Raw genomic sequence first — 21,336 nt, forward strand, 5'->3', positions numbered from 1 at the left:
TTTACCGTTTGTACAACAGCAATTAGAACGCGGAACGCAGACCCACGCTGATACCGGAAATTTCTTCTTCATCGGTATCCACATAGCGCATGTATTCCAGGTTCGCGCCAACGGTCTCTGTGATATTGAAGTCCAGGCCGGCACCGTAAGACTCGTCTTCAAACGTTTCCGTATCGCTGTAGGAGTAGTCCACTCCAGCAACCGTGCCATTCGCCGACACCTTGCCTTTCACCTTGGTATAACCACCGATGATATATGGGCGGATTGTTTCACCAATAGGCGCACCGAGCTTCACGTAGCCCCCGTACAAGTGATCCATTTCGAAATCCGCGATACCTTGGGAGTCTTCATCAAACCCCAAACCACCACGCGCTTCCAGCGCCAGAAAATCCGTGAACTCAAAACCGGCATTGACGGTAGCCGAATCGATTTTCAGGGTGTCCGTGTCGTATTCTTCATTGTCGTACTGAATCTGGCTGTAGTTACCGCCAATGTACGGACCGGCTGCAAACGCACCCGGGGCAGCAATCAGTGAACAGGACAGAACCAGTGCATTACGCATAATGACTTTCATACAGGACTCCTTTATTCCGTTAAGTCACCCATTTCGAGACCTTGTTTGTCGCACAGTTCCAGTGATTACGGTAAATTCTGTAAAATGAATCAATAACACCAACTCCGTATCCACATAACAGTGATAACAGGATCGGGAATGACACAGGGATTCGTCATCTTCAGGCAGTGGATTGCCAGCCTTTTACTGCTCGTGCTGGCCGCCTCAGCGCACAGCTTGACCCTCAGCGATGACCAGGACAGCTACCAGGCGTCACTCGGCATGCGATGGCTCGCCGACGCACAGCACGCCTACAGCCCGAAAATGGCCCTGCAGGCTTTTCTCGACGGCGAGGGCGAAGAAATTCACGACAAGTATCCCTCACTGGGCTTTCGTGAAGGGCCGCAATGGTTCCTCGTGCCGATCGACAACCAAAGCAGCCAGGCATTGTGGTTTGCGCGCCTTGGCCGCCCGCACCTGGATTATCTCGACCTCTACCTGTTTGACCGGCAAGGCACACGTCTGTGGCACAATCGCCTTGGCGATCGCGTTCCTTTCGGCACCCGCACCTTTGCCCACAATCACCTGGTCTCCACGCTCAACTTGCCTGTGAATTCGCAGCGCTATCTGCTACTGCGCGCCCAGGGTGACAACGTGATTGAGCTACCTGTCTCGTTGATGTCTCCCATCGCTTTCAATCAGCAAGACACCCAAGTCTCCATTTTTCATGGGCTGTATTTCGGCGCCATGGTGGCCATATTCCTGTTCAACCTGCTGATCTTTGTTTCAATACGAGACCGCAGCTACCTGCTTTACGTTCTCTACCTGGGGACCTTCACCCTGAACCTGCTCACCCGGGAAGGCCTGAGTTATCAGTGGTTGTGGCCCCAGGCCACGCTATGGAACCATTACTCATTACCCGTACTGAATCTGCTCACGCTGGCGTTTTCAATTCTGTTTACCTGCCAGTTTTTGGAATTAAAAAAACGCGTCCCCGCGATCAACCGCTGGCTGGTGACAACCGCCAGCGCATTAGTGCTATTCGCACCACTCACACTGGTCAATTTTCATTTTTTCATTCAGGCCAGCACCGCTGTCATTCTGCCCTGGCCGCTTATCGCCATCGCCCTGTCTATCTGGCTGATCCAGCAAGGTTATAGTCCTGCCCGCTATTTTTTACTGGCATTCACCGCCGTAGCACTGGCCACCATCGCCTATATTCTGAAAACGTTTCAGCTTATCGATGGCGGCTGGATACTGGAAAACATCATGCAGCTGGGCACTTTTACCGAAGCGCTGCTATTGTCCTTTGCGCTGGCGCATCGCATGACCGTATTGAAAAGCGAGAACGCCCGCATTCAGCGCGAAGCCAACGAAGTACTGGAACAACGCGTCACCGAACGCACCGGCGAACTGAATGCCGCACTCAGTGCCCGCAGCGAATTTCTGGCAGTCATGAGCCATGAAATCCGCACGCCGCTAAACGGCATTATCGGCACCGTGGACATGCTCAAGGGCACCCCCCTGGATGATGACCAACGCCACAACCTGAACGTGATTGAACAGTCTGGAAACAGCCTGCTGAACCTGATCAACGACATTCTCGATTATTCCCGCATCGAAGCGGGGAAAATGCCCATCGAGCAAACCAGCTTCAACCTGTTCAACCTGATTAATGAATCCCTGGCCCTGTTCCAGCACAAGGCCCACGTTCACTCCAACACCCTGACCCTGGAGATTGCCCCCCACGTAGGCGAACGCTGCCTGGGTGACCCTGTGCGACTGCGACAAATTCTGGTGAACCTAATCAGCAACGCGGTGAAATTCACCGACAATGGCACCATCACCGTGCAAGTACAGCGGGATCCGGACAATGCGGATTACGCCTTTTTTGAAGTACAGGACAGTGGCATCGGCATTTCTGAAGAGCAGCAACACCGGCTTTTTGATCACTTCCAGCAAGGCGACAGCTCCACCAGCCGGCGTTATGGCGGCACCGGCCTCGGGCTTGCTATTTGCCGGCAACTGGTGGAAATCATGGGCGGAGAAATTGGTGTCGACAGCCGACCCAAGCAAGGCTCCCGCTTCTGGTTCCGCCTGCCGCTACCGTCCACAGACCCCGCCGACACCTTCACCAGCGAACCTGTGGCGGACAACCTGCCAAGCCTGCCCGGTGGCCGATTGCTGATCGTTGATGACAACCACATTAACTTGATGGTGGCCGAAGGGCTGTGCCAGAAACTGGGCTACGAAACGGAAGTTGCGGAAAGTGGACTGGAAGCCATCGCCGTCTTGATGTCCGCCGAGACCCACTTCGACCTGGTATTAATGGATTGCGAAATGCCAGACATGGACGGCTTTGAAACCTCACGAGCGATTATCAAGCTGCAACAGGAAGGCCGCCTGCCCTGGGTGCCCATTATCGCCCTAACCGCCCACGCCATACCCGACAAAATCCATGCCTGCCACGATGCTGGCATGATCGGGCATCTGGCCAAGCCGGTGAACCTGGCGCGACTACAAGCCACCTTGCGGAAAATCCTGCGCGACGCAGGGACTCCCCCACCGAAAACCCAAAAACGTTAATGGCGGAAACGCCTAATTCAGCCCTTTGAGCAGCGAGTCCACAATACGCTCAAGGTCATCCAGCGAGGCGCACTGGCGGGCCAGCCGGCAATGGGGCAAATAACGATCCATCACCGCATCGCCGCTGTTCCAGCGCGAACGGGCTTCCGGATTCAACCACCACACCTGCTTCACTCGCCGACGAATCTGGGCCAACACCTCTGCCCCCTCCGGGAGGTAGTTGTTGCGGGCATCGCCCAGAATGATAACCGTAGTGTGGCCATCCAGCTCCCGCTCGCAACGGCGCCAGAAATCCGCAAACATCTCGCCGTAATCGGTACCACTGCCAGAAAGACGATCCAGCACCCGCCCCACCGCCACATCTGGACTGTAGCGCTGAAAGTCCTCACTGATTTCATCAAAGCGTGAGGCAAACGCAAAGCTGCGCACCCGTGGTAGCACGTCATTCATGGCATAGAGAAACTGGAGCAGAAAGCGGGCCGCATCACTCACCGAGCTGGACACATCGCAAATCACCATCACCCGACTTTTCTGCACGGGCCGCTGTCGCCAGTGCAAACGGGCCGGAACACCGTCATGACGAATACTCCCCACCAGCGTACGCCGGGCATCCAGCATGCCGCGCCGACTTTTCTTCATGCGCCGCTGATGCAGGCTGGCCAGACGCCGCGCCATACGGCGCACCAGGCTTTTAACTTCCTGAAATTCGCGTAAATGCCGAAACGGGACCGCACGCATGGTTTGCTCGCGCAGCGCCCTGCCCTTGCCCACACCGTGTAACAGAAACTGGCGCCGCACATGATTGGCCGCCTGCTCTCGCACTTCGCGCCGCCACTGGCGCAATGTATCTGCCTTCGCCTGCCGGGAGGCATCGCCTTGGTCCAGCTGCAAAATCCGGTCACCCACCGCACCCATGCCCATATTCATCAACAGCCGGCGGGTATACAGGCCCTGCTGGGTAATCACCTCCATCTGGGTGAAATCCATTTGTGCCGCAGCCTCCGCCAGACTCTGGTCCAGCTCAGCAGGGGTTTGTGTCGTCAGGTCGGGGACGCCATTTTCCTCGCCATTGCCCGCCACCCCGTCATCGCCTTGGGATGGAATATTTCCTTCGCGAGCGACCTCTACCGGCGCCGGCATAGCACCGTTTTGCGATGAGGCTGACGCCTCATCAGACGATACGGCAAAGAATCGCGCAAAGGTTTCCTCAAAGGCAGGACGATCCTCTTCGCGCTTTACCAGCGTCATCGCCAAGGCGTCATGAAAACGCTGCTGCCCCTGATAGCCCACCAGCGCTGCCGCATCCATGCTCTGGGTCGCCTCATCTGGCGATATCCGCAAGCCGGCTCCTCTCAGTGCCTGCACAAATTCAGAAAGGCGACGGACCGGCATCAGCGTTTGCCCAGCTTGCGCAACCAGGCAGGCAATAACTCCCGCGCCAGGGTCACGTCCTGTTCGGTCTTCAAGACCAGGTTCAACGTATCCGCCACCTGCTCCTGTTCCAGCGAATCCGCATGCAACAACACCAATGCCCGGGCCCAATCCAGGGTTTCAGAAATGGCCGGCAATTTTTTCATGTCCTGCTCGCGAAGGTACTGAATAAACGCTACCAACTGCTCGCGCAATCGTGCATCCAGATCCGGGACCCGTGCTGCCACGATATTCGCTTCCAGCTCGGCTTCGGGGTAGGGAATATACAAGTGCAAACAGCGGCGCTTGAGCGCATCGGAGAGCTCACGCTGATCGTTACTGGTCAACAGCACCAGGGGCTGATGGCGCGCCTTGACGGTGCCCAGTTCAGGGATGGAAATCTGGAAGTCCGATAGCAGCTCAAGAAGAAACGCCTCGAATTCCTGGTCCGCCTTGTCGATTTCATCAATCAACAGCACAGCGGGTTCATCGCTGCGTAACGCATGCAACAGAGGGCGAGGTTCCAGGAATTTTTCGCTGTAAAACGCCTCGCCCAGATCCCCCAGGCGATCCATGCTAGCTTCCAGGCTATCCGTATCGGCCAGCATCCCGCCCAACTTGTCGCGCAGCAGCTGCGTGTACAACAACTGCTTGCCGTACTTCCATTCGTACAGCGCCCGGCTTTCATCCAGCCCTTCATAGCACTGCAACCGAATCAGCGGCGCCTCCAGGAATGCAGCGGCCGCTTTGGCCAGCTCGGTTTTTCCCACTCCCGGCGGGCCTTCCACCAGCACCGGCTTGTGCAACTGCGCAGCCAGATACACCGCCAGCGCAATACGCTCGCTACAGATGTAACCCTGCTCGGAGAAGCTGCGAATAATATCTTCGACGGAATCAATACGGGTCTTCATGGGTGCTCCTGCAACAGACCTCAGAGGGTAGCGCAGGAAGCTCTGGCCGGGAATGGCATCTGCACGCCTGAAACGTGGAGGGAAACGTGAGAGAAGATAGCGGGGAGCTAGAAACCGTGTTGCGAGACACTCAGTGCAGGGTGATATTGCCCGCCAGCACCACAGGGGCGATCTCGTTCACCTCTTCCACAATGGGGTCACCATCCATGCTGGACACGTCAAAGCGGGCCGACGTGACATCGCCATCAATCATGTCGGGTATGGCGTCGAGAAAGACGTCCACATGCTCGGAACCAAAATGGATTTCCAACGCATCCAGGTTTGACCACTGCTGCCACACCATAATCACTCTGGGTGCATCCGCCTGCAGGTATACCTCATAGGCCAGACACCCACACTCTCCCCGCGACGCACTGGCAAGCGCCTGCACCAGCTCCAACGCATGGGGCTGTTCGTCTTCTTTCACGGGAAAGGAGCCTTTCACTATGATCATGGAGGGTCACTACGCTGGGAAAACGACCATTGTAGCACAATCGCGCCACCGCTGCCCGGACCCTCCCTGTCTTCAGGGCATGAAATCAGCTACAGGCTATCGCAAAACTGCACCGAATCGGAGACAGGCACCCGGCCTACCCGAGCCTGGTTTGCCGCGATGTCCGGGTCCTCATACCCAAAGCTAATCCCCAGCACGATGGCCGTGCTGGATGGAATTCTCAGCATCTCCCGCACGTCGTCCGGGTAGTAACGCATGCTGCCCTGGGCACAGGCCCCCAGCCCATAAGCGCTCATGGACAGCAGCAGCGACTGCACATACATGCCCACATCCAGGCCCACGGTGACGCCAAAATCCCGCTCCATGCCGATAAACGCCACGTGGGGCGCATCGAACAACTCGAAATTACGCAATTCAGCCCGCTGCCGCCCGGGGCGATCTTCGCGGGCAATACCCATGCTGCCATAGAGCGCCATGGCACAATCCACCTGACGCTCTCGGTAAACGCCTTCGAATCGAGGCAGGCTGTCGTAGTCTGGCGCAAACGGCACGCCGCTGGTGACCTTCTCCACCATGCGCTCGCGCAGCACATCGCGGGTCGCCCCGGAGGCCACCCACACTTTCCAAGGCTGGATATTGCAGTTTGAGGGGGAATGCTGGGCCAGAGAAAACACCGCATCCAGCACCTCTTGAGGCACTGGCTTGTCGGTAAAGCCGCGTACGGAACGGCGCTGGATCATGGCATCAGCCAGGGAAATATCGTGGGCGGTCATGGAAGGCTCCTGTCAAAACTCGCTCCGAGTCTACCGGGGCAAGAAGACAGACACGATGACCGTAGTGATCAGGCCGCTTGTTCGGACGCGTCACGCATTGCTTGGCAGATCTGGTCGATCACCGGCGCGGCCAGCTCCATGCGACCATCGCAGCCATCCACACCCAAGCGCCGGGCGCACGCTGGGCAAAGCACATTGAACACCAGTTCATTACCGTGGCTACGGGCGGGCAACACGGCCCAGTTATCGATCCGAGCCTGCTGACCGATACGGTGGTAATAATCCAGATTCACCTCACCACCGGGTTCAAAATCAAAGGTGACAGGGCAGCGGCTGCAATTAAGCCACATGTCATACAGCGCTGCTGCGTCGTATGGGTCCTTCGGATCGAACGGCATCGCCACCTCCTGTGGCAATCGACAGCAACGTTGCGGTATTAACGCTGCTGGATTAGCGACCCTTTTTAGTGCATTTTTCGACACAAACCCACGAATTACGTCACAAACAGCCATTTCATAGCCGATTACCTACCGCCATCTGCCTACCGCCCAGCGCCATCATTTCCAGCTGCAGGCAAGCATGATCGGCCACCATACGGCGCGCCGCCGGGCTGCTGTCGAGCATGGAAATGCCGGCGCCGAACATGATCGCAATGGCCGCTTGCGCCTCTTGTTCCGCTGGCACCTGCACCCGCCCCTGGCTGGCGACCGCCTGGCGCACGTCTTCGGCCAGCTCATCCACCAGCAGCTGTAATTCGCGCTGAATTCTCAACCGGTAGCGGTCATGGCTGCCCAAACGCTGCTGCACCAGCAGCCGAAAATCATTGCCGTTCTCTGCAATGTAACGGGAAAACCGCCCCACCAGCTCCTGCACCGCCTGGGCCGCACCGATTTCAATCATGCTGCGCCGTTCGTACTCCATGGCCGAGCGCAGCCGAAAACAGCAGGAATCGATCAACGCCAATCCCAGCGCGTCCATATCCGGGAAATGGTTATACAGGGACGTGGCCGCCAGGCTGGATTCCCGGGCCACTTCGCGCAGGCCCAGGCTGTCCAGTCCTCGCCCGCCCGCCATAAGATGTCGGGCGGATTCCAGAATCCGCTCCCGGGTTTGCCGCTTCTGGCGCTGCCGCGCTGTTTCAGCCATAACAGTATCACTAACAAATGTTAGTTAAATAATCCCATAAATCATAAGCAAGGCGCAACCAATGGGCGATTACAAAACAATCTTTGACAAACACTTGTTAGCTGGAACAGAATTCACCTTACAGATGTAAGGCCGAAGATTTGTCACCCGGCCTGATCACGGCGCATGATCAGACAGCGCTACAACACAAACTGCCTGCCCGAGCAGGCAGCAAGGAAGCACAAGGGGAAAACAATGAACTATTTCGTTACCGGTGCCACCGGGTTTATCGGCCGTTTTCTGGTTGGCCGCCTGCTGAAACGCGACGATGCCCGTGTTTTTGCCCTGGTTCGCTGTGGCTCCGAGTACAAGCTGGACGCCCTGCGCAGCCGGCTTGGCGTGGACGCAGACCGTCTGGTGGCCATTCATGGCGACATCAACGAAAAGCTGCTCGGCGTCAGCAAGCGCGACCAGGATGACCTGAACGGGCAAATCGATCATTTTTTCCATCTGGCCGCCATTTATGACCTGACCGCCGATGAAAACACCCAGCGCTACACCAACATCGAAGGCACCCGGCAAACACTGAAACTGGCTGAGAAAATCCAGGCCGCCCGCTTTCACCATGTCTCCTCCATTGCCGCCGCCGGCCTTTACGACGGCACCTTCACCGAGGACATGTTCGAAGAAGCTACCGGGCTGGATGACGCCTACCTGCTGACCAAGCACGAATCCGAAGCGCTGGTGCGCCAGGAAAGCAAAATCCCCTGGCGCATTTATCGCCCAGCCATGGTTGTCGGACACTCCGAAACCGGCGCCATGGACAAAGTGGACGGCCCCTACTACCTGTTCAAATTCATCCAGAAGCTGAAAGACGTGCTGCCCAACTGGGTGCCCCTGATCGGCGTGGAAGGCGGACACTTCAATGTGGTGCCAGTGGATTTCGTGGCGGACGCCCTGGAGCACATTGCGCACCAACCCGATCACGATAGCCAATGCTTCCACCTGACTGCAGACCGCAGCTACAGCCTGGGGGAAATCATGGACATCGTTGCCGGTGCCGCCCAGGCTCCACGCATGGCGCTAAAACTGGAAAACCGCCTGTTCGACGTGGTACCCGGTTTTATCCGCAAAAGCGTCAGCGCCCTGACCCCCAACCTGCTGGTCAATGCCGCGTTAGACAACCTGGACATTCCGCCCTCGGCCATGAAGTTCCTCACCTTCCCCACCGAGTACGACAACAGCCGCGCCAAAGCCGCCCTGGCAGGCACCGGCATCGCTGCGCCCGAGTTGGAAAGCTATATCCAACAACTGTGGGATTTCTGGGAAAACCACCTGGACCCGGACCGCGGTGAGCGCAAAGATGAACTGCAACCCCTGCCCACCCTGCCTGAACGGGTGGAAGGCAAAGTGGTCATGGTTACCGGCGCCACCTCCGGCATCGGCAAGGCCAGCGCGCTGAAACTGGCTCGCGCCGGCGCCACGGTGCTGGTGATTGCCCGTACCGCCGAAAAACTGGAAGAAACCCTGCATGAAATCGACCAGCTGGGCGGCACCGCACAGGCCTACAGCTGTGACGTATCCGACCTGACCGACGTGGACAACCTGGTGCAACAGGTTCTCGCCGACCATGGCCAAGTGGACATTCTGGTGAACAACGCCGGGCGCTCCATTCGACGTTCCGTGGTGCATGCGTTTGATCGTTTTCACGATTATGAACGCACCATGCAGCTGAACTATTTCGGTGCCCTGCGGCTGATCATGCAGCTGATGCCCAGCATGATCGAAAATGGCAGCGGCCACGTGATCAACATTTCCAGCATCGGCGTACTCACCAACGCGCCCCGCTTTTCCGCCTACGTGGCATCAAAAGCGGCGCTGGATGCGTTCACTCGCTGCGCAGCCAGTGAGCTCGCCCATGAAGGGATCAGGTTCACCACCATCAACATGCCGTTGGTTCGCACCCCGATGATTGCGCCCACCAAAATCTACAATCACGTCCCAACCATCAGCCCGACCCAGGCGGCGGACATGATTTGTGACGCCATTGTGCGTCAGCCAAAACGCATTGCCACCAACCTGGGAGTCATGGGGCAGGTGATGCACTTCATCACCCCCCGGGTTACCGAAACCATCATGAACACCGGATACAAGCTGTTCTCGGATTCCACTGCAGCACTGGGAGACAAGGAAGGCTCGCCGAAGAAGATTCGCCGCGAACAGGCAGCCTTCTCACGGCTGTTCAAGGGGATTCATTGGTAAAGGAAGACGCTTCACGCGGACAAAAAAAGGCCCCGTTTCCGGGGCCTAATTGTTTCCGGAGACAACCGGAAGCATACGCAGCGGGATCAAATCCCGCAGCCATAGTGCCGCCCCTTGCTCCACCCCGCCTTGATATGGGTCAGGGTTTCTTTATTTCGTCTGGCCAACCAATAGCGCGCGCAGCCTACAGGTTACTCAGCGCCACACTCGCCACCCGCTTGAGCCGCCAGTAACGGCGCCAACGACGGAGGCGAATACGCCGGCCCCTTCAGCACCTTGCCCCGCGCATCCTTCATCGGCTTACCGTCGGCGCCCAGCTTACTCATGTTGCTGCGATGCACCTCTTCACAGCAGGCATTGAGGTCGATACCAAAGGTATGCCCTGCGCCGTAGGTAACATAGTTGATATCGGTAAGCGCATCCGCTACCTCAACCAGGTCCACCTGAAAGCCACCCAGCGCCTCCAACTGCTCGCGGGCCTGGGCCAACGTCGCCAGAAACGCCTGCTGACTATCACTGGCATTCTGGCAGGTCGCTTCGGCCAGCTCATGAAACTCCTCCAGCAGCAGGGCGAGCCGCAAACGCACGGTCGCGTCGTCCGGCACCACCGGCTTCGGCTCCACCGGCAGGGAAAAAGCCCGATGAAAGGCGCCCACCTTGTGAAAATTACTGGCGCTATTTTTTACTGGCACTTCTTTCACTGGCATGAATCTCCTCCAGAAACGCCAAAATTTCGCGGTTTACTTCCGCCGCCTGCTCCATCTGGATCCAGTGACCGCACTGATCCAGCATGACCGTACGCAGGTCAGGAATATAATCTGGCATGCGCTGCAGAGCTTTCTGACCAAACATGATCACTGGGTCCTGCAAGCCACCGATAAACAAGGTCGGCATGGCAATCTGCCAGTGACTGTCCTCGCGGCTTTCTTCCCAGGAGGCATCCATCGCGCGGTACCAGTTGATCGGCCCGGTAAAACCACTGTGTTCAAAACGCTCCACGTAGTAAGCCAAATCTTCCTCGCGCATCCAGCGCGGCTGGGTATCCGGGACCGGCATGGATTGAAGAAAACCGGTGTCATCGGGCTTCGCATTGAAATCCGCAATACCCTCCGCCGACAAACCATGGAAGATACATCGCAAGCTATGTGCCACATCGGTTTCCAGCTCCTGCTCCGGTAACGCCGGTTGCTGGAAATAGAGCATGTAGAAGAAACGATCTTCAAACAGCTTGCGCATGGCGGCGGTGGGCGGCTCCGGGGCCGGCCCACCATAGGGAACCGACATGCCAATCACGGCTTTGATGGTTTGCGGGTGCTGCCGCGCGACCTGCCAGGCCAAACCGCATCCCCAGTCATGCCCCATCAAAATGGCACTTTCGTAGCCCAGGGCCTGAATCAGCGCCATCACGTCCTCCACCAGCAGACTCTGCCGATAGGAATCTGCCTCTTTCGGGCCACCGGTAAAACCATAACCGCGCAAATCCGGGGCTACCGCGTAATAACCGGATTGGGCCAGCACCGGCAACTGATACCGCCAGGACGCCCAGCATTCCGGGAACCCATGCAGGCACAGTACCAGCGGGGCACCGGCCTCACCGGACTCCGCCACAAAGAAATCCAGCCCATTCGCGGGGACCTGCCGCTCTCGCGTAAACGCCATACTCATATCCTAATTCAGGGCCGGGTAATAAACAGTCAGACGGCTACTTACCCGGCACGACGAAAATGCTATTGTTGGCATAAGGCACATGCCTGAATTTGACAGCAAGGACTGCCGCTGACAAGCACAGCGGGGGCCTGCTTGTCTTAGAAATCCGGAGAATCACCGGACAGCTATACCAGGGACAAGACGTGAGCACTGCACAGGGACCCGAACAATCCAGCCCGCCTCAACGCACCCGCCTCGGCGAGTGGCTTGCTCCCTATGTGCCCGCATATTTCCCGGTGGCCTGGAAGCTGGGGCTATCCATCTCCCTGCTGATTCTTTGCGGCATGACCATCCTCGGCACGCTGCTACTCAACAATCAGCTCAGCCGCATGCGCGACCAGGCCGACAGCTTTGGGACCGCCATCGCTCAGCAACTCGCTAACACGGCCCGGGAACCCCTGCTAGCTGACGACACCTTCTTTCTCAAAGTACAGCTCAACAACCTCACCCGCAGTGACAGTGTTCGCGGCGCCGCCCTGTTTGGCCGGGACGGAAACCTGATCGACAAGGCCGGCATTCTGCCGCTGGCCGCCAGCCCACTGCACGAACAAGTAAAACGGTGGGACTTGGAAGATGAGCCAGTCACCACCTACTACGCGCCCATCAAAATTAACGATGCAGTAGCCGGGCATACCGCCATTTCCCTGTCCGACCGCCCCATCATGGCTGCCCGCCAGGCCGTTCAGGACACCATGGTGACCGCCACCCTGATCATGAGCGTAATCGCCATTATCGTGGCCTTTCTGATCAGCCGCCGGCTTGCTCAGCCCATTCATGATCTGCTGGCCGCCACTAGCGCCATGCGCAAAGGCGACCTGAACTACCGCATTCAAGACCGCCGTAACGATGAAATCGGCGGTCTGATCGAAGCCTACAACACCATGGCTCACGGCATGCTGGAGAAAGACCAGGTGGAACGGGTGCTGCAACGTTTTGTCAGCCCCTCTGTGGCCCGCAACATGATGGCTGACCTGGATCAGGTGCAGCTCGGTGGCCGTGACGTTTCCGCCACCGTGGTCTTTGCCGATATTGTCGGCTTCACCCGGCTGTCCGAAAATCTGACGCCCGAAGCGATCGCCGACATGCTCAACGTCTACTTTGATGCTATCACCACGGCCACCAGCTTTTATCGGGGTACCATCGACAAATACATGGGCGATTGCGCCATGATTGTCTTCGGCGTGCCGGAGAAAGATGACGAACATCTGTTTCACGGATTGTGTTGTGCCGTGATGATCCAGCGGCTGGTTGAACGGCTCAATGAATATCGCAACGCCCGTGGCGAAACCACCGTGGCATTTCGTATCGGCATCAATTCCGGCGACATGCTGGCCGGCAATCTTGGCTCGCGCGATCGCATGCAATACACCGTGGTCGGCGATGCGGTGAACCTGGCTTCGCGACTGTCGAACATGGCCGGTGGCAACGAGATCATTGCTGCCGCACCGCTACTGTCCAACCCCAACATCGCCTCCCGGGTGCGTGCTACGGAATTCGGCGCCATGCGAATTCGCGGCAAGGCGGAACCGGTGAGCACCCACCGCATCGACGGTGTCCACGCCTTGTCGGAAACCCTGATGGAACAGCGTATTGCCCAGTTCCTGGCAAAACTGAACACGGAGCATCAACGTGTACAAGGCGAGTAGCCTAACCCTGGCCACGGTACTGGCTGGCTGCACGACCTTCGGCAATCCTCACCCGGAAAGCGACATCAGCGCCGCGCTGGAACAGCACGACTACGCCCGGGCTGCCACTATTATTGAAGAGACAAAACCCGGCCACCCCGAATACCCGGCCCTGCAAGAGCAATATCCCGGGATTCGCCAGGCCAGCAAGGCGTACCGCCAACACATCATTCAGCAGGCACAGGAACTGGGCAGAAACCAGCAATGGGAGGACGCCTTCACCCTGCTGAACAAGAACCGCGACAAGGTGCTGAATCCGGCGGCCATGGATGAATTAAGCACCGCCCTGTCGACCCTGGAAGAGCGCCAGCTGAACCATTTACTGGCAGAGCGACGCCAGGCCCAGGCTACCGCCATGCTGGCCCACGATAGACTGGAGCAGCAGCTGGCCGCCTTCCACGCCCCCCACGCCAAGCAGGAACGCCAGACCCTGGCCGAAGAACGTCAACAGCTGGTTCAGGACCTGACCACCCTGGGCGAATATTTCGGTGAACGGGAGCAGTGGATGCAGGCCCGCGACCTGCTGCGCTCCGCTCACCTGCTGGCTCCCCAAGCCGACGCCTCCCCGGTACTGGCTCAAGCCCAGCAAGTACTGAACAACGAAGAACAACGCGCCCGCGCCAAGCGTAACCAGGCCCTGCAAACCGAAGCGGAACAACTAATGAGCCGCTACCAGCGCAATGGCCAGCTGCAATCCCTGCTCGCCGCCCGCGCCTTCCTGAACCGGCATCAGGGCAACCCGGCCCTGGCCAGCCACCGAAAACGGCTGGAGCAATGGTGCCGCCGCCGCTTCGCGGAAGAGATGAACACTGGGGAAGCGCTCTACGCCCGCGGCCAATATCGCGAGGCTTACCGCATCTGGAAACAGGTCGCCCCGCTATATCCGGACAACGAAGAGCTCAATAAGAAACTGGAGCGCAGCCAGCGTGTACTGACCAACCTGCGCAGCCTCCAGCAATCCTGATCAGATTCTGATGCCTGATGCCTGATGCCTGATGCCAAGACATTCGTGGCAGCACTTACCCAGGCACAAGCCCATAAAAAAACGCGCCGAAGCGCTTTTTTTTGCCGAGAAACGAGCCCTGATTAAATATCAGGCTCACTCTCCGCCTTGCGATCGACACCAGGCACCTTGCGCGGCTCCTTGTCCTTGATCTCTTTCTGAGTGGCCGGAATCGGCGCATCCTGCTGATCAAAGTAGGCATCACGGAAGTCCTGTGGGACCGGGTTGCGCCCTTCAAAAATATGGTCCAAGGCCTGCGGGATCGGGTGTTTCTCTACCTGCTCCAACTCGCCCTCTTTGTTAAGACGGAACTGCAAGGCGGTGAGCCCCATGTACTTCTCGCGGCTCATCTGCACCAGCCGATCGTTGTTGGCCAGAATCGTCGGCTTCAGAAAAACCATCAGGTTACTCTTTACCCGATCCTTACTGGTGGACCGGAACAAAAAGCCCAGCACCGGGATATCGCCGAGCAACGGCACCTTGCGCACCGTAACGCGAATATCGTCCTTGATCAGACCGCCCAGCGCGATGGTTTCACCGTCGTCCGCCAGCACCGTGCTTTGCAACTTGCGGGTAGTCGTCACGATATCCACCGCATCACCGGCTGAATCTTTCACCGCGGAGTTTTCCTGCTCCAGCTCCAGACGAATGGTGGACAAGCCCGCCACATGAGGGGTGACCTTGAGAGTCAGGCCCACGTCTTCACGCTGAATGGTCGTAAACGGGTTAGACACCCCGGAACCGGTGTTGGTGCTTTGCCCGGTCACGAAAGGCACGTTTTCACCCACCACGATGGAGGCTTCTTCGTTGTCCAGGGTCAGAATGCTGGGCGTGGACAGCAGGTTCACATCCGATGACGTGGACAGCGCCTGAATCAGCGCCCCCCACTTCAAGTCGCCATTGGAATCGGTTTCGCCCAGGCCAGCAGTGATGCCATCGCCCAGACTCAGACCGGAAGGATCATCGGTGGCCACCGCCTGCAGCACAGAGTTGATGCTTAGCCCGTTGCCGCCAAAATTCACTGCGCCCACACCACTATCATCGCTACCGGCCACATACTGGAAGCCCAGGTTTTTGCCCTGCTCCCCGGAAATTTCCACAATCGCCGCTTCTATCAGAATCTGCGCTCGGCGCACATCCAGCTGGCTGATTACCGATTGCAGCTCTTTCATCATGGCCGGCTCGGCCCGGATCACCAATGCATTGAGTGACTCGTCTGCCTGGATGGAGACCTTGCTGTTGCCCGATGTCGTGCTTGCCGTAGTCTTGCCGTCGCCACCAGCCTTGGTCACCGAAGCGCCTTCGGCAAAGTTCTTGAGCAATTCGGCCAGGGTCTTGGCGTCGCCATGGCTGAGGCGCACGACCTGCACACCGCCGTTGTCGCTTTCTTCGGTATCCAGGCTGTTCACCATCTGCACCATGCGCTGACGAGTGATCCGATCACCTTTAATAATCAGGCGATTGGTGCGCTCATCGGCGACCACTGTGACGTCGCCTTCCGACGTTTTGCCACGTCGACCGCCGGTCTGGGGTGTCAGGCTTTCCAGCATTTTCACCATATCGCCGGCGAACGCATGCTTCAGCTTAATCACCTGCAGATCTTCGGATTCCGCATTGTCCAGGCTGGCAATAATGGCTTCCATACGGCGAATATTGTCCAGATGGTCACTGATAATCAGCGCATTGGCCGAGCCCACCGCAGCCAGGTGGCCGTACTGTGGCACCAAAGGACGCAACACCGGCACCAGCTCTTCCACCGGCGAGTTCTCCACCGGAATCACGCGAGTCACCAGTTCCTCACCGGAGGTGGTCCCCTTACCCACCAACGGCAGATTGCTCTGCTTGGCAGTAGTATTGGGTACAATCTTGATGATGTCGCCGGCCGGCACCGCCGCGTAGCCGTGCACCTGCAGCACGGACAGGAACAACTCATAGACTTCATTGGAAGTCAGTGACTTGGTGGACACCACCGTCACATCCCGAGCCCGAACCCGAGGATCCACCACGAAGTTCTTGCCCGTCATGTCAGCTACCTGACTGATAAACGCCTGAATGTCCGCATTGCGGATATTCACCGTCCAGCTCTTGCCGTCGTCACTGGCCTGCACTTCATTCGTTGTCCGCGCATGGGCTGTGGCCATGACAGCCGACAGCGCCAGCAGCATTATTATTCTTGATAGAGACGTTCTGAAAAAAGGCGTCATAAAACCACTCACTAAGGCGGATAGTTCACGGTAAATTGCTGGTCACCCCGTTGCACCACGATGGATGCCTGCTGGGTGTCCTGATACGAACGCAGAGCCGCCATGTCGTTGCTTTCTGTTCCCAGCGGGTGTCCGTTAACCGAGAGAATTACGTCATCGCTTTGCAGGCCAACCTGCGCAAGCAACTGTTTTGGCGCACGTTTGCCCAACCGGTAACCGGCGCTGCCACCCTCTGTGACAGGCTCCAGCCCCAGTTGGCCGATAATGGCGGTGCGCTGGCGTCCCAGGTCGGCTTCGCCCCCTTCATTGCCGGCAGGCGCGGGGCGCGCAGGACGCGTGGGTTCACGACGCACTTCGGTGACACCGCCCAAAGCGTTGTCACTCCAGCGCAGCGTTTCCAACCGACCCGCCCGGCGTAGGATCACCCGGTCGGGGTACACTTCTTCCAATTTGGCGTTACCCGGAATGCTGTCACCGATATGGTACAACTCACCTTCTTTGCCTTTCTCGGCAATAATCGCCGTGGCGCGCTTGGTATCGGCATTCTGGAAGACTCCCAGCAGCTCCAAGCGCAGGCGAGTATCGGGGGCGTCGGTGGGCTTGTCATTGCCGGTGCTGGCGACGGGTTCATAGTTACCGAACAGTTGCCAGTTATCGATCTGTGCCTGGGTGAGGGTCGGGGCATCGCCAGAGGAAGACACCTCCAGGCGCGTGCCGGTATTGGCCGGCACAGGCTCACTGGGCCCATACCACAATAGCCACACGGTCTGCGCCAGCACATAGGCCAGTGCGACCACCAGCAACACAGCGATCACCCACCGAAGCGGTGCGCCCCATTGCTGCTGCTTTCCCCAACTCGCCAGTTGCGACATAACCGTCCTGCGACTTCCTTTATCGTTATTGCCCATTACCGATATAACACAGGCTACAAATCTACCGGATTCTACGGCTTATTATTGCAATATAGTGTTACTGACCATCCAACAGGGCGAAAGGTTGCGACATCTGGAACACCACATCTTCCGGGTTGCCACCCTGGCTCACCCCCAGCAGCATGGGCCAGGCGCGCCGCACTTCCAGTTCGAAGCGCCCATCAGCAAGCCGGGCATCCACCAGCGACTCACTTTCTGGCCCCACCACCTGCAAGGTAGGCTGCGTATTTTCCATACTCAAACGGCCCTGCAGCACAGGGACCGTTGCGGAGCCATTGCGCCCCCAACTCACCGTACCACCACCGTACTGCAGCGTGCCTTGCAGCTGCTTGATCTTGCCATCGCCAAGGGTAATCTGCATCAGCGTCGCGTCCACGCGCCCGTCTGCGCTGCCCTGGGGAATATGATCAGCCACCAGCGACACCGGCAAGGAAAGCCGGGTCTGCTGCAATTGCCAATCGCCCCAATCCGCACCAAGCCAACCGGACAGGCGCGCGGCGTCATCATTACTGCGGGTCTTCAGCGCCAGGCCCGGCACTAACCCGTGCCAGTCCAGCGCCCACTGCACAGACCCTTGGCGGCGCTGCCATTGCCAATCAGCCTGACCGTCCCACCAGAGCCCCTGGGGGTTAGTGAGCACCAACGGTGCACCGCCGGGCCGCAAGGCCGGTACGCGCTCCACTAGTACGGCTGCCGGCATTAGCAGCAGCAGAAACAGTAGCAGGCTGACGCTGAAAAGCAGCGCCAGTGTTATTTTTCGTGGCATAACGGAGCCGCTTTCCTGTCTACCGATCAGAACGGGATGTCGTCGTCGAAGTCATCCGCCGGGCCGCTGAAACCGCCGCCCTGGTTGCTATTCTGGTTCTGCGCCGGCTGGCCACCACCGGACTGGCTATCATTGCCGTAGCCACCCTGGTTGCCTTGGGCCGGGGGAGACTGGGTATATCCGCCGCCCTGGCCGCCACCTTCACCGCGGCCATCCAGCATCTGCATTTCATTGGCCACAATTTCGGTGGTGTAGCGGTCCTGGCCATCCTGCCCCTGCCATTTGCGGGTACGGATGGAGCCTTCGATGTACACCTTCGAGCCCTTTTTCAGGTACTCGCCAGCAATCTCGCCCAACTTGTTGAAGAACACCACCCGGTGCCATTCAGTGCGTTCCTGCATCTGGCCGCTCTGGCGGTCTTTCCAGCTTTCGCTGGTGGCCAGCCGCACATTCGTGACAGCGCCACCGCTGGGCATAAAGCGGGTTTCCGGGTCCGCCCCCAGGTTACCGATCAAAATTACCTTATTAACGCCGCGCGCCATGTTTCTCTCCGTGACTTCTTATGGTCTGACTACTGTCTATCATCCTGTCATCGCCGGTGGACAACACACTCGGCCAAGCTGTCCATTGTGTCAGCTTTGCCCGGCTCCGGCGACACCCTGTAACTGTTGCTCATCCAGCTGGTCGGCATCCACCTTCAGCAGGGCTAAAGCCTGCTCTTCCACAATCACGGTTTCCACCACACCGGGCACGGATTTCAACCGCTCTGCGAGGGCCTGCCAGTCCTGTCCGGGTGACAACGGCAGAACCCGATTATCCAGCTTGGGCAGCTCTTTCATGCCCGCCAGCACCAAAAACCAGACCAGTGCCAGCAGCCCGCAGCCATAAAACACCGCTTCCGCACCCACCCATTGATACAAGGCGCCACCCATTTGCCCGCCGACGAACACACCGAGAAACTGGCTGGTGGAGTACACCCCCATGGCCGTTCCCCGGGTGCCGGCTGGGGCAGCACGCCCCACCAGCGAGGGCAGCAAGGCTTCCAGCAAATTAAAAGCCGTAAAGAAGACCAGCAATGCCAGCACGAAATGCCACAATTGTGCTCCGGCCAAGGCCAACAACAACTGGGAAATCGCCAGCAACACCACTGCCAGGCGCTTCATGGGCACCGCCCCGCGGCGCTCAGCCCGGATAATCAACGGCACCATGGCCAAAAAGCCCGCCACCAGCACGGCCAAATACAGCAAACTATGGCTTTGCAGCGTCAACCCCAGGCGCTCACTGAGCAGGGCTGGCACCACCACAAAAGACGCGGTCATAATCAGATGCAGGCTGAAAATGCCCATATCAAAACGCAACAATGTCTTGTTGCCCAGCACGCGCCGAAAGCGCTCCGACACCGGCAACGCCTCACCTTGCAAGGCTTTCGGGGCCGGCACCACAAAGGCAACCAGCAGGGCAAAGCCCCCCAGCACCGAGGTCATCCAGAACAGGCCAGATAAACCCAGCCAGCCCGCCAGCAGAGGCCCCAAAATCAGTGCCAGAACAAAAGCGCCGCCCACGGACATACCGATTAATGCCATGGCCCGGGTGCGGTGCTTCTCGGTCACCACATCGCCAATGAGTGCCATGATCACGCTGGCGATGGCCCCGGCGCCCTGCAGGGCACGCCCTGCAATGACTCCGTAGATATGGTCACTCATGGCCGCCACCGCGCCACCGGCAATGAATAACAACAGACCGATTAATAACAATGGGCGACGCCCAAAACGGTCCGAGAGCATGCCGAAAGGAATCTGCAGCAGGGCCTGCATCAGGCCATAGGCGCCAATAGCAGTACCAATTAATAGTGGAGACGCTCCTTCAAGCGCCTGCCCGTAGACTGCGAAAATCGGCAGAATCATGAACAGACCAAACATCCGCAACGCGAAAATGGTTGCCAAATACCCTGTGGTTTTCAGTTCTGTCCGCTGCAGGGCTTGGGAAGATGATGCCGTCATGAACCGTGATCGCTCCTAACCCGGGGAGGCCGCAAACACCGCAGCACACAGCTGCCGTCACCCCGGCCGATACAAAAGGGCACGCAGTGTAGCAGATTCCTGCCCCGTCAGGACTAGTGGGCCGAAGACGTAGCGCACAGCCTTTGATCGTGAAATCGGTAAAACTCGACTGCATCAAATTGAACCCCCGCCAAAGCGGTGATAAATTGGCAGGCTGATCAGTTTTTTTTCTTAGGTGTTTGCCTGAGCAATCACGGACGGGGCCAATGAATAGCCAAGAACATACCCAGCAAGTTTACGTGGTCGGCAGCCAACAGCTGCAAAACGCCCTGCTTACAGAGTTTCTCGTCAAGGAAGACGTGGCAGCCAAGAGCATTCCCACCGCCCTGGATATCACCACCGATATTCTTCGCGAACTGAACCAGAACCTGTTTCTGGTGGATTACCACTCCGTGGACGTGAATGAAGTCATTGCCCACTTGCTGGAAGCCGACCAGGAAGTGGAAAGCGATGTACTGATCGCCGTTTTCAACGTGGACAGCGATGAGTCGCTATCCAAGCTGGCCGGCCTGCCCATGGTGAACGGTGGTTTCCAGCACGACTGCCCCCAGGCCCTGCTTAGCAAAGGCATCAAGGCAATCTTCGATGGCGAATTGTGGTTCCCGCGTGCCGTCCTGCAAACTTACCTAATGAAGAGCCGGACCTTCAACAAGACTTTCTCACGCAGCGAAGTCAGCCTGACTGACCGGGAAGTAGAAGTGTTGAAAGTAATGTCCACCGGCGCCAAGAACTCGGAAATCGCCAGCAGCCTGAATCTGAGTCCACACACCATCAAGACCCACATCTACAATATCTTCAAGAAAATCAACGCCTCCAACCGCCTGCAAGCGGTGAACTGGGCCCAGGAAAATCTGTAACGGCGCCTG

The 21,336-nt window shown here is 58.1% G+C and carries 19 protein-coding genes; 5 read left to right on the plus strand and 14 right to left on the minus strand.

Translation table 11 applies throughout. The features are described 5' to 3' along the window. Positions 1-22 precede the first annotated feature (22 nt). Positions 23-574, minus strand: coding sequence for a porin family protein (locus ABNH18_RS03575; protein WP_349381505.1), 552 nt, complete (start codon positions 572-574; stop codon positions 23-25). 138 nt (positions 575-712) lie between these two features. Here ABNH18_RS03575 and ABNH18_RS03580 point away from each other — a divergent pair, with 138 nt between their 5' ends. After that, the gene (locus ABNH18_RS03580; RefSeq protein WP_349381506.1) at positions 713-3,139 is read left to right on the plus strand and encodes a hybrid sensor histidine kinase/response regulator; all 2,427 of its coding nucleotides are present in this window, start codon (positions 713-715) and stop codon (positions 3,137-3,139) included. A gap of 12 nt (positions 3,140-3,151) precedes the next feature. Here the strand turns inward: ABNH18_RS03580 and ABNH18_RS03585 are convergent, their stop codons facing one another. The 6 genes from ABNH18_RS03585 to ABNH18_RS03610 form a co-directional block, all read right to left on the minus strand. Next, complete coding sequence (locus tag ABNH18_RS03585; protein WP_349381507.1) at positions 3,152-4,480, minus strand: VWA domain-containing protein; 1,329 nt, start codon at positions 4,478-4,480, stop codon at positions 3,152-3,154. Positions 4,481-4,530: 50 nt separating this feature from the next. After that, on the minus strand, positions 4,531-5,460 hold the full coding sequence (locus ABNH18_RS03590) for an AAA family ATPase (RefSeq protein WP_349381508.1): 930 nt from the start codon (positions 5,458-5,460) through the stop codon (positions 4,531-4,533). Positions 5,461-5,590: 130 nt separating this feature from the next. Beyond that, positions 5,591-5,953, minus strand: coding sequence for a putative quinol monooxygenase (locus tag ABNH18_RS03595; protein WP_349381509.1), 363 nt, complete (start codon positions 5,951-5,953; stop codon positions 5,591-5,593). An 89-nt stretch (positions 5,954-6,042) separates the two neighbouring features. Next, a complete protein-coding gene (locus ABNH18_RS03600; RefSeq protein ID WP_349381510.1) occupies positions 6,043-6,726 on the minus strand; it encodes a nitroreductase in 684 nt (227 codons plus the stop codon). A 68-nt stretch (positions 6,727-6,794) separates the two neighbouring features. Then, entirely contained in the window at positions 6,795-7,124 is a 330-nt protein-coding gene (locus tag ABNH18_RS03605) for a hypothetical protein (protein WP_349381511.1), read from the minus strand. 115 nt (positions 7,125-7,239) lie between these two features. After that, on the minus strand, positions 7,240-7,872 hold the full coding sequence (locus ABNH18_RS03610) for a TetR family transcriptional regulator (protein ID WP_349381512.1): 633 nt from the start codon (positions 7,870-7,872) through the stop codon (positions 7,240-7,242). Between the two features lie 234 nt (positions 7,873-8,106). Here ABNH18_RS03610 and ABNH18_RS03615 point away from each other — a divergent pair, with 234 nt between their 5' ends. Next, positions 8,107-10,113, plus strand: a complete 2,007-nt coding sequence (locus tag ABNH18_RS03615; RefSeq protein ID WP_349381513.1) for an SDR family oxidoreductase — start codon at positions 8,107-8,109, stop codon at positions 10,111-10,113. 191 nt (positions 10,114-10,304) lie between these two features. Here ABNH18_RS03615 and ABNH18_RS03620 read toward each other — a convergent pair whose 3' ends face one another. Together ABNH18_RS03620 and ABNH18_RS03625 are read right to left on the minus strand one after the other, a co-directional pair. Next, entirely contained in the window at positions 10,305-10,820 is a 516-nt protein-coding gene (locus tag ABNH18_RS03620) for a pyrophosphohydrolase domain-containing protein (RefSeq protein WP_349381514.1), read from the minus strand. Next, positions 10,789-11,772: an alpha/beta fold hydrolase gene (locus tag ABNH18_RS03625; protein ID WP_349381515.1), complete on the minus strand. Its 984-nt coding sequence runs from the start codon at positions 11,770-11,772 to the stop codon at positions 10,789-10,791. Before ABNH18_RS03625 ends, ABNH18_RS03620 begins: the two co-directional genes overlap by 32 nt. A gap of 191 nt (positions 11,773-11,963) precedes the next feature. Between ABNH18_RS03625 and ABNH18_RS03630 the strand changes: the two genes are divergently transcribed. Continuing rightward, entirely contained in the window at positions 11,964-13,466 is a 1,503-nt protein-coding gene (locus ABNH18_RS03630; RefSeq protein ID WP_349381516.1) for an adenylate/guanylate cyclase domain-containing protein, read from the plus strand. Continuing rightward, positions 13,450-14,469 carry a tetratricopeptide repeat protein gene (locus tag ABNH18_RS03635; RefSeq protein ID WP_349381517.1) on the plus strand — a complete coding sequence of 340 codons (1,020 nt, stop codon included), beginning with the start codon at positions 13,450-13,452 and terminating at the stop codon, positions 14,467-14,469. The genes ABNH18_RS03630 and ABNH18_RS03635 overlap by 17 nt, the downstream gene beginning before the upstream one ends. 122 nt (positions 14,470-14,591) lie before the next feature. Here ABNH18_RS03635 and gspD read toward each other — a convergent pair whose 3' ends face one another. From gspD to ABNH18_RS03660, 5 genes are all read right to left on the minus strand, one after another. Continuing rightward, positions 14,592-16,673: a type II secretion system secretin GspD gene (gspD, locus tag ABNH18_RS03640; protein WP_349381518.1), complete on the minus strand. Its 2,082-nt coding sequence runs from the start codon at positions 16,671-16,673 to the stop codon at positions 14,592-14,594. Positions 16,674-16,723: 50 nt separating this feature from the next. Further along, positions 16,724-17,584 carry a type II secretion system protein N gene (locus tag ABNH18_RS03645; protein WP_349381519.1) on the minus strand — a complete coding sequence of 287 codons (861 nt, stop codon included), beginning with the start codon at positions 17,582-17,584 and terminating at the stop codon, positions 16,724-16,726. A 97-nt stretch (positions 17,585-17,681) separates the two neighbouring features. Further along, positions 17,682-18,410: a type II secretion system protein N gene (gene gspN / locus ABNH18_RS03650; RefSeq protein ID WP_349381520.1), complete on the minus strand. Its 729-nt coding sequence runs from the start codon at positions 18,408-18,410 to the stop codon at positions 17,682-17,684. A 26-nt stretch (positions 18,411-18,436) separates the two neighbouring features. After that, the gene (ssb, locus tag ABNH18_RS03655) at positions 18,437-18,952 is read right to left on the minus strand and encodes a single-stranded DNA-binding protein (RefSeq protein ID WP_349381521.1); all 516 of its coding nucleotides are present in this window, start codon (positions 18,950-18,952) and stop codon (positions 18,437-18,439) included. Positions 18,953-19,042: 90 nt separating this feature from the next. Next, positions 19,043-20,410: an MFS transporter gene (locus tag ABNH18_RS03660; RefSeq protein ID WP_349381522.1), complete on the minus strand. Its 1,368-nt coding sequence runs from the start codon at positions 20,408-20,410 to the stop codon at positions 19,043-19,045. Between the two features lie 266 nt (positions 20,411-20,676). Here ABNH18_RS03660 and ABNH18_RS03665 point away from each other — a divergent pair, with 266 nt between their 5' ends. Next, positions 20,677-21,327 carry a LuxR C-terminal-related transcriptional regulator gene (locus ABNH18_RS03665; RefSeq protein WP_349381523.1) on the plus strand — a complete coding sequence of 217 codons (651 nt, stop codon included), beginning with the start codon at positions 20,677-20,679 and terminating at the stop codon, positions 21,325-21,327. Positions 21,328-21,336 lie beyond the last annotated feature (9 nt).

It is taken from the genome of Alcanivorax sp., from assembly GCF_040118815.1.
In the GTDB taxonomy this organism is placed as follows: domain Bacteria; phylum Pseudomonadota; class Gammaproteobacteria; order Pseudomonadales; family Alcanivoracaceae; genus Alcanivorax.